Below are 7516 nucleotides of genomic sequence, written 5' to 3'. Positions count from 1 at the left end.
GGCTCGACGGCAGAAGGCGTAACGATGGAATCGGAGAAGGGGAGTCATGCTCACAGTTGATTTCGACCGCTTGGGAGTCGGATCGCACACGAAGGTCATCGACATCGGTGCGGGTCAGGGCAGGCACTCTTTCGAGATGTTCCGTCGCGGGGCGGACGTCATCGCGTTCGACCAGTCCGAGAGCGACATGGCCGACGTCGCGGAGATGTTCGACGCCATGATGGCCGAGGGCCAGGTCCCGGCCGACGCCAAGGCACGTGCCGAAGTGGGCGACGCTCTTCGACTTCCGTACGCCGACAACAGCTTCGACGTGGTATTGATGTCGGAGATCCTCGAGCACATACCCTCCGACGAGGCGGCCATCGCCGAGATGGCGCGCATCCTCAAGCCCGGTGGCGTCGGTGCGGTCACGGTCCCGCGCTACTGGCCGGAGAAGGTGTGCTGGGCCTTGTCGGACGCCTATCACGAGGTCGAGGGTGGTCACGTCCGGATCTACAAGGCATCGGAGTTGGCCGACAAACTGCGGTCGGTCGGCCTCGAGGTGACGGGCACCGATCACGCGCACGCGCTCCATGCGCCCTACTGGTGGCTCAAATGCGCTGTCGGCGTGGAGAACAACGCAAACCCATTGGTCAAGGCCTACCACAAGCTGTTGGTGTGGGACATGATGTCGGCACCGGCGCTGACCCGGGTCGGCGAGCAGGTCCTCAACCCCGTGATCGGCAAGTCGGTCGCGTTGTACCTGCGGAAGCCGGAGCTCGCGGCGTCGTGACCGCGACGTCGAGCGTCGTCGAGTCCACCACTGGCCGATGACCGCGCAGGCGCACGTCGGTGCGCTCGCCATCGCCGGTGTGGTGACCGGCGAGCAGATGCGCGACACCGGAGCCGCCATAGCCGCCATGCAGGAGGAGTGCGGCGCCCTCCCGTGGTTTCCCGGTGGCCGCACCGATCCGTGGGATCACATCGAGTCGGCAATGGCGCTCAGCGTCACAGGATTTCACGCTGAAGCCGAGGCCGCGTACGACTGGAGCCTGCGCACCCAACGCGACGACGGATCGTGGCCGCTGCGCTTCGACTCCGGCGTCGTGACCGACCACGGCACTGACTCCAACTTCTGCGCGTACATCGCTGTCGGTGTGTGGCACCACTATCAGATCACCGGCGACACCGTGTTCCTGGAACGCATGTGGCCGGTCGTGTGGTCGGCGATCAACCTCGTCCTGCGCTTCCGCCGTCCCGACGGCGCTTTCCGCTGGGCGGGCGACCACGCGACCGGTGCCATGTTCGACGAAGCGCTGATCACCGGGAACGCCAGCATCTTCCACGCGCTCGACTGTGCTGTGCGTATCGCGGCCGAGGTCGATCAACCCGACGACGAATGGGTGCAGGCCCGTGCCGCGTTGCGCGACGCATTCGTGTGCAGGCCAGACGTTTTCGAGAGACCGTCCGAGCACTCCATGGACTGGTACTACCCGGTCCTCGGCGGTGCTGTGCGCGGCAGGGCCGGGCAGGAGATGATCGCACGACGGTGGGAGGAGTTCGTCGTTCCAGGTCTCGGTGCACGGTGTGTCGACCACCGACCGTGGGTCACCGGAGCGGAGACCTGTGAACTGGCGATCGCTCTCGATGCGCTGGGTGACACCGGAGACGCCGTCGAGCTCATCACGTCGATCCAGCACCTCCGTGATCCGGATGGCTCGTACTGGACCGGACTGGTCTTCGACGACGGCAAGCGTTGGCCGGTGGAGAAGAGTTGCTGGACGTCTGCGGCCGTGGTTCTCGCTGTCGACGCGGTGACGAGGAGCAGCGAGGCCAACGGGATCTTTCGCGATGCGGGGGCGTGGTGATCGTGGGGCCGCACGACCGGCGCCAAAACGAGAACATGTTCTAGACAGGTGTCCAGTCGTCTGCCTATTCTGGCGGTATGGATTTCGGGATCGTTCAGTTCACCAGTGATCGTGGGCTCAAGCCACAGGTAATCGCACCGCTCGTCGAAGAGGCGGGTTTCGCCTCCTACTTCGTTCCTGAGCACGGGCACATTCCGACCAGGCGCGACGCCGCCCACCCGCAGACCGGCGACTCGTCGCTCCCGGATGACCGCTACATGCGCACCCTCGACCCGTGGACGTCTCTCGCCGCGGCGGCTGCGGTCACCTCCCGTATCCGCCTGGCGACGGCGGTGGCGTTGCCGGTGCAATCCGATCCCATCACGCTCGCCAAGACACTGGCCACGCTCGACCACATCTCCGACGGCCGGGTGACGCTCGGCGTCGGATTCGGATGGAACCTCGACGAACTCGGCGACCACGGCGTCCCGTCGAAGCGTCGCCGCACGATGCTGCGTGAGTATCTCGAGGCGATGCGCGCGTTGTGGACCGCCGACGAGGCCGAATACCACGGCGAATTCGTCGATTACGGCACGAGTTGGGCGTGGCCGAAGCCGCCGCAGGGTTCGATTCCGACACTGGTCGGTGCTGCGGGCAACGAGAAGAACTTCCGGTGGATCGCACGCAGCGCCGACGGCTGGATCACGACACCCGGCGAGGAGGACATCGCTGGATCGGTCGCATTGCTCCGAAAGATCTGGGCCGACGCGGGCCGCGCGGGCGACCCGCAGGTCGTGGTCCTCGACGTCAAACCCATCCCCGAACGTCTCGACCATTTCCGCGATCTCGGCGTCACCACCGTGTTGTACGGCGTGCCCGACGACAGCGTCGACCGGGCAACCGGTTACCTGGCCAAGCTCGCGGGCAAGGTGGGCCTCGCGCCGGCGGTGGCGCGCTGATCGAGCACGCCCCGCCGGTCGAACAGGCCTCAGCGGTCGAGCCGCCGACGCTCGTCAGTCGGTGGTCGGCCCCCGATCGAGCGAGTGGTATTCGGCGTTCGGCTCGATGCCCAGCGCCGACGAGATCCGGTTGGTGAAGTTGTACATCGCGGTCAGTTCGACGACATCCCAGATGTCATCTGACCCGAGGCCCGCGTCGGCGAGTGCGTCGACGTCAGCTCGCTCGACGGTCGCGGGCGTAGCAGTCAGCTTTTCGACGAAGAGGCAGATGGCACGCTGTCGATTGGTGAGATCGGCGTGACGCCAGTTGAACACGATCCGATCGGCGTTGGCCTCGTCGTGCATCTCGTGTCGTAACGCCTGACCGTGTGACACCAGGCAGTAGGTGCACCGGTTCACTCCCGACGCGACCACCGCGATCATCTCGCGGTCGGCACCCGAGAGCGTCTCCGACGGTTCGGTGACCTGCCGAAAATGGTTGAACCAGGCCGAGAACCGCTCGGGACGGTGAGCATATGCGGTGAACACGTTGGGTACGAAGCCGAGCTGCTCGGCTGCCTTGCCGAACAGTTTCTGCAATTGGGGTGACAGTTCGTCGACCTCGGCGTCGGGAAAATACGATCCAGTGCTCATCACTCGCTCCTCACGGGCTCTACGTGACCGGAGTCCGGCCACACGGGTCACCCAATCACACGTGCGGATGCTCGTGAAGTCCCGGCATGACGAAGCTCTCGATGTAGTGCCTGACGGAGTCCTGGTCGTCAGGGTCGATCGTCGTGCCGGGTACGGTGCCCAGGCTGATGAGAACCCTCGCGACCCACTCCGAGGTGGTGTCGACGTCATGCCCGGCGTCGACCTCTCCTCCGTCGATCGCGGCCACCACGTAGGGCCGCCAGAAAGCGGCGAGATCGGGGACGAGTCCTGCGACGCCGACGCCCGCGCACGCGGCGAACTCGTCCGGTTCGGTGGTTCGCAAGCGGAGCAGGAGTGCGCCGGGGTCGTCGTAGGCGCCGCGTCCGATACGGACACCCGCGACGAGTTGTTCTGCGAAACCCTCGATGGCGTCGAGTTCGGTGCGTGCGTTGGCCCAGAACGCCTCGTTGAGTCGCACGATGGTCGCGCCGACCATGGTCTGCTTGTCCGGGAAGTGGCGGTAGAGCCACGCGCGCGAGACTCCCGCGACGTCGGCGACCTGCTGCATCGTCGTGGCCCGAATTCCCTTGTCCGCCAGCAGTGACTCAGCGGCGTCGAGCATCCGATCGGTTGTCGAACCGACACGTGGGGTCGTCGACTGCATGGTGCTCACCTGCCTCACGTCACGTCAATGGGATGCGGCCGCTGCGTACCCCGGCGACGACGCCTCCGTCGACCAGGATATCGGTGCCGGTGATGAAGCCGGAGCGCACCGGGTCGAGGAGGAATTCGACGGCCGAGGTGATGTCTTCTGCCGTGCCGAATCGCCCCGCAGCGCACTTGTCGATCATGGCCTCGTAGCTCGAATGCGCGAACTCGGCGTCGAACTCGCGCCAACCCATCTCCGTGGCGGTGACGCCGGGGCTGACCGTGTTGATCCGCGCGCCTCGGTCGCCCCAGGCGGGTGCCGCGGATTGCACGCGAAAGACATTGCCGCGCTTGCTGTAGCCATAAGCGAGCCCGCATGCCATCTCAGGTCCCATGTCGCCGAACGAGAACATCGGCAGCCCCGCCAGCTCACCGGCGGGCAGCGTTGCGAGCGCCAAGCCCTGCTCAGGGGTGACCGCGTCGGCGAAGATGTGCGCGGCGACGCTGGCGATGACCACGCCGGCGCCGCCCTCGGCGATCACTCGACCGAACTCCTCGATGACGTGTGCTGTTCCGACGAGATTGACCTCCACGATGCGGGCGGGCGTGCTCTGCGCGGGGGAGACACCTGCGGTGTGGACGAGCGATGTCACCTCGCCCAGAGATGCCGCACGGTCGGCGAGCGCGGCGACCTGATCGCGGTTGGCGACGTCGACGGTCTGTGCGGTGACGTCGAAGCCGTTGCGTCGCAGCGTCGTCTCCAGCGCGTTGAGGTGTTCGGCGTCGTGGTCGGCAATCAGAAGAGGTCGGCCGGACCCCAGCCGCCGGGCGACTGCTTCGCCCATTCCACCGACACCGATGACGGTCAGCACTGATGCCATGGTTCCTCCGCTCGACACCCGACACCACATCAGTCGACGGTGGTGGGTACTGGGCGAACTCTATCAACGAAAGTAGACATTTTTGCGAAAGTGTTCACTACCGAGCTCATTGGGGAGTAGACAGAAATCTGAATCTGTCAACACGCCATGAATCGTCAACTGGCATGAATCGTCAACGCCACCGAGAGGGACAACATGAGCGCACGTCCACCAGAGACGGCTGTGATCGGCGCGGGCATCAGTGGTCTGACCGCGAGCAAGATGCTCGCCGACTACGGGGTGCCTTTCACCACGTTCGAGTCCTCCGACCGCGTCGGGGGCAACTGGGCGTTCGGAAACCCCAATGGGCACAGCAGTGCCTACCGGTCGCTGCACATCGACACCTCCAAGCATCAACTGTCCTTCCGCGACTTCCCGATGCCCGACGACTATCCCGACTTTCCACACCACACGCTGATCAAGCAGTACCTCGACGACTACACAGACGCCTTCGGGCTGCGCGAGAAGATCGAGTTCGGCAACGGCGTGACACACGCGCAACGACTCGACGGTGGGGGATGGGAACTGACGACCCAGCGCGGCGAGACCCGCCACGCCGACCTGCTCGTCGTGGCCAACGGGCATCATTGGGACCCGCGGCTTCCCGATTTCCCCGGCGAGTTCTCCGGTGTGCAGATGCACGCACATTCCTACATCGACCCCCGCACGCCGCTCGAGCTCTACGGCAAGCGCATCCTCGTCGTCGGATTGGGTAACAGTGCCGCCGACATCGCAGTCGAGTTGTCGTCGCGCACACTGGAGAACACCGTCACCATCTCGACGCGATCGAGCGCATGGATCGTCCCGAAGTATCTGGGCGGCAAACCCGCCGACAAGTACTACCGCACCTCGCCCCACATCCCGTTCGCGTGGCAGCGAAAGGTCGCTCAGGTCTTCCAGCCGCTCACCGCGGGCCGTCCCGAGAACTATGGACTACCGAAGCCCAATCACAAGTTCTTCGAAGCACATCCGACCCAGTCGGTGGAACTGCCCTTCCGCCTCGGCGCGGGCGACGTCACCGCGAAGGGCGACATCGAGCGTCTCGACGGCGACACCGTCCACTTCGTCGACGGCTCGTCGGCGGACTTCGACGTGATCGTCTACGCCACCGGCTACAACATCACGTTCCCGTTCTTCGATCCCGACTTCATCAGTGCACCGGGCAATCAGATCGACCTCTACAAGCGGATGATCTATCCGGGCATCGATGACCTGTTGTTCGTGGGTTTTGCCCAGGCGACGCCCACGTTGTTCCCGTTCGTCGAGTGTCAGTCGCGGTTGGTGGGAGCGTATGCGGTCGGCGAGTACCAGCCGCCGTCCGTGGCGGAGATGCGGCGCGTGATCGCCGACGACCAGCAGTTCTACACCGGCCACATGGTGCACAGCGCGCGGCACACACAGCAACTCGACTACTTCCTGTACGAGCACGACATGCGTACCAGGGAGCTACCGGCAGGCCGACGACGGGCAGCCGAACGGGGAGCGCCGACGTGGGCCGGGGTCGGGGATCGATCAACGCAGGATCACGCGGCCACAACGGAATTGGTATCGGCCAGGAGCGGGGTAGCACGATGAGCGAGCGCAGCAGAGGCGACGTCACCTTCGACAGCGAGGGAACCGAGTGCCACGCGTGGTTCTATCCCGCTGCAGCCGACTCCGCGTTCGCCACCGCCGACGGCGTCCCCGTCGTCGTCATGGCGCACGGTTTCGGTGGCACCAAGGATTCGGGTCTCGACCCCTTCGCTCGACGACTCGCCGACGCGGGGCTGGCCGTGTTCGCCTTCGACTATCGCAATTTCGGTCTATCGGGAGGCGTTGCCCGACAACGTGTATCGATGACCGGACAGATCGCCGACTACCATGCGGCCGCCGATGCCGCTGTGCGTCAACCGGGAGTCGACGCCGGTCGGGTCGTGCTGTGGGGTCTGTCCCAGTCGGGCGGACACGTCCTGCTCGTGGCAGCGGACCGCAGCGACGTTGCGGCCGTGATCTCCGCGGTACCCATGGTCAGTGGTCTGGCCGCGGGGCGTCATCATCTCCCGCACGTCGGTGCCCTCGCGATGCTGCGACAGAGCGTCGACGGTATCGCGAGCGCGGCGTCGTCGAAGATCGGTCGCGCGCCGCACATGCTGCCCATCGTCGGCCGCCCGGGCCAGCAGGCGGCGCTCACGAGTCCAGGGTTCTACGAGAGTTACAAGGCGATTGCGGGTCCGTCGTGGCGCAACGAGGTCGACGCGGCGGTGACGCTCGAACTCGGCTCCTACCGGGCCGTCAGGAACGTGGATCGGATCAGCGCACCGACGCTCGTGCAGATCGCCGACTTCGACCGCGGTGCGCCCCCGCATGCCGCAGCCAAGGTCGCGTTCAAGGCACGCGCCGAGGTACGCCACTATCCCTGCGACCACTTCGACATCTTCGCCGAAGTCGACCCCGCGACATTCGAGCGGGTCGTCGACCACCAGATCTCTTTTCTGACACACCAGCTGGTGGTGAACGGAGCTGGTCGGGAGGTCGTTGTCGGCGGCTGAGA

General features: G+C 65.5%; 8 protein-coding genes. 5 read left to right on the top strand and 3 right to left on the bottom strand.

What is annotated here, in order from left to right; genetic code table 11:
* Positions 1-46: 46 nt before the first annotated feature.
* The 3 genes from GOOTI_RS01595 to GOOTI_RS01585 all read left to right on the top strand — a co-directional run bounded on the left by GOOTI_RS01595 (position 47) and on the right by GOOTI_RS01585 (position 2785).
* Positions 47-772, top strand: a complete 726-nt coding sequence (locus GOOTI_RS01595) for a class I SAM-dependent methyltransferase (RefSeq protein WP_007236800.1) — start codon at positions 47-49, stop codon at positions 770-772.
* A 37-nt stretch (positions 773-809) separates the two neighbouring features.
* Entirely contained in the window at positions 810-1847 is a 1038-nt protein-coding gene (locus tag GOOTI_RS01590) for a glucosidase family protein (protein WP_007236799.1), read from the top strand.
* A gap of 77 nt (positions 1848-1924) precedes the next feature.
* Positions 1925-2785, top strand: coding sequence for an LLM class F420-dependent oxidoreductase (locus tag GOOTI_RS01585; protein WP_007236798.1), 861 nt, complete (start codon positions 1925-1927; stop codon positions 2783-2785).
* Between the two features lie 54 nt (positions 2786-2839).
* Here the strand turns inward: GOOTI_RS01585 and GOOTI_RS01580 are convergent, their stop codons facing one another.
* From GOOTI_RS01580 to GOOTI_RS01570, 3 genes are read right to left on the bottom strand one after another with little or no spacing between them, the layout of a single operon-like run.
* Positions 2840-3418, bottom strand: coding sequence for a peroxidase-related enzyme (locus tag GOOTI_RS01580; protein WP_007236797.1), 579 nt, complete (start codon positions 3416-3418; stop codon positions 2840-2842).
* A gap of 55 nt (positions 3419-3473) precedes the next feature.
* Positions 3474-4082: a TetR/AcrR family transcriptional regulator gene (locus GOOTI_RS01575; protein ID WP_007236796.1), complete on the bottom strand. Its 609-nt coding sequence runs from the start codon at positions 4080-4082 to the stop codon at positions 3474-3476.
* A gap of 19 nt (positions 4083-4101) precedes the next feature.
* Complete coding sequence (locus GOOTI_RS01570) at positions 4102-4947, bottom strand: SDR family oxidoreductase (RefSeq protein WP_007236795.1); 846 nt, start codon at positions 4945-4947, stop codon at positions 4102-4104.
* 195 nt (positions 4948-5142) lie between these two features.
* Here GOOTI_RS01570 and GOOTI_RS01565 point away from each other — a divergent pair, with 195 nt between their 5' ends.
* Both GOOTI_RS01565 and GOOTI_RS01560 read left to right on the top strand, forming a co-directional pair.
* Complete coding sequence (locus GOOTI_RS01565) at positions 5143-6561, top strand: flavin-containing monooxygenase (protein ID WP_007236794.1); 1419 nt, start codon at positions 5143-5145, stop codon at positions 6559-6561.
* Complete coding sequence (locus tag GOOTI_RS01560) at positions 6558-7514, top strand: alpha/beta hydrolase (RefSeq protein WP_007236793.1); 957 nt, start codon at positions 6558-6560, stop codon at positions 7512-7514. The genes GOOTI_RS01565 and GOOTI_RS01560 overlap by 4 nt, the downstream gene beginning before the upstream one ends.
* Positions 7515-7516 lie beyond the last annotated feature (2 nt).

Source organism: Gordonia otitidis NBRC 100426 (assembly GCF_000248075.1).
In the GTDB taxonomy this organism is placed as follows: Bacteria; Actinomycetota; Actinomycetes; order Mycobacteriales; family Mycobacteriaceae; genus Gordonia; species Gordonia otitidis.
The sequence above is the reverse complement of the archived record's forward strand: the minus strand, read 5'-3'. Positions and strand labels throughout refer to the sequence as shown.

Bases quoted from the DNA above. Each gene is read 5' to 3' on its own strand.
- GOOTI_RS01565 (WP_007236794.1), top strand. From the start codon at position 5,143: ATGAGCGCACGTCCACCAGAGACGGCTGTGATCGGCGCGGGCATCAGT.
- GOOTI_RS01570 (WP_007236795.1), bottom strand. From the start codon at position 4,947: ATGGCATCAGTGCTGACCGTCATCGGTGTCGGTGGAATGGGCGAAGCA.
- GOOTI_RS01575 (WP_007236796.1), bottom strand. From the start codon at position 4,082: ATGCAGTCGACGACCCCACGTGTCGGTTCGACAACCGATCGGATGCTC.
- GOOTI_RS01590 (WP_007236799.1), top strand. From the start codon at position 810: ATGACCGCGCAGGCGCACGTCGGTGCGCTCGCCATCGCCGGTGTGGTG.
- GOOTI_RS01595 (WP_007236800.1), top strand. From the start codon at position 47: ATGCTCACAGTTGATTTCGACCGCTTGGGAGTCGGATCGCACACGAAG.
- GOOTI_RS01580 (WP_007236797.1), bottom strand. From the start codon at position 3,418: ATGAGCACTGGATCGTATTTTCCCGACGCCGAGGTCGACGAACTGTCA.
- GOOTI_RS01560 (WP_007236793.1), top strand. From the start codon at position 6,558: ATGAGCGAGCGCAGCAGAGGCGACGTCACCTTCGACAGCGAGGGAACC.
- GOOTI_RS01585 (WP_007236798.1), top strand. From the start codon at position 1,925: ATGGATTTCGGGATCGTTCAGTTCACCAGTGATCGTGGGCTCAAGCCA.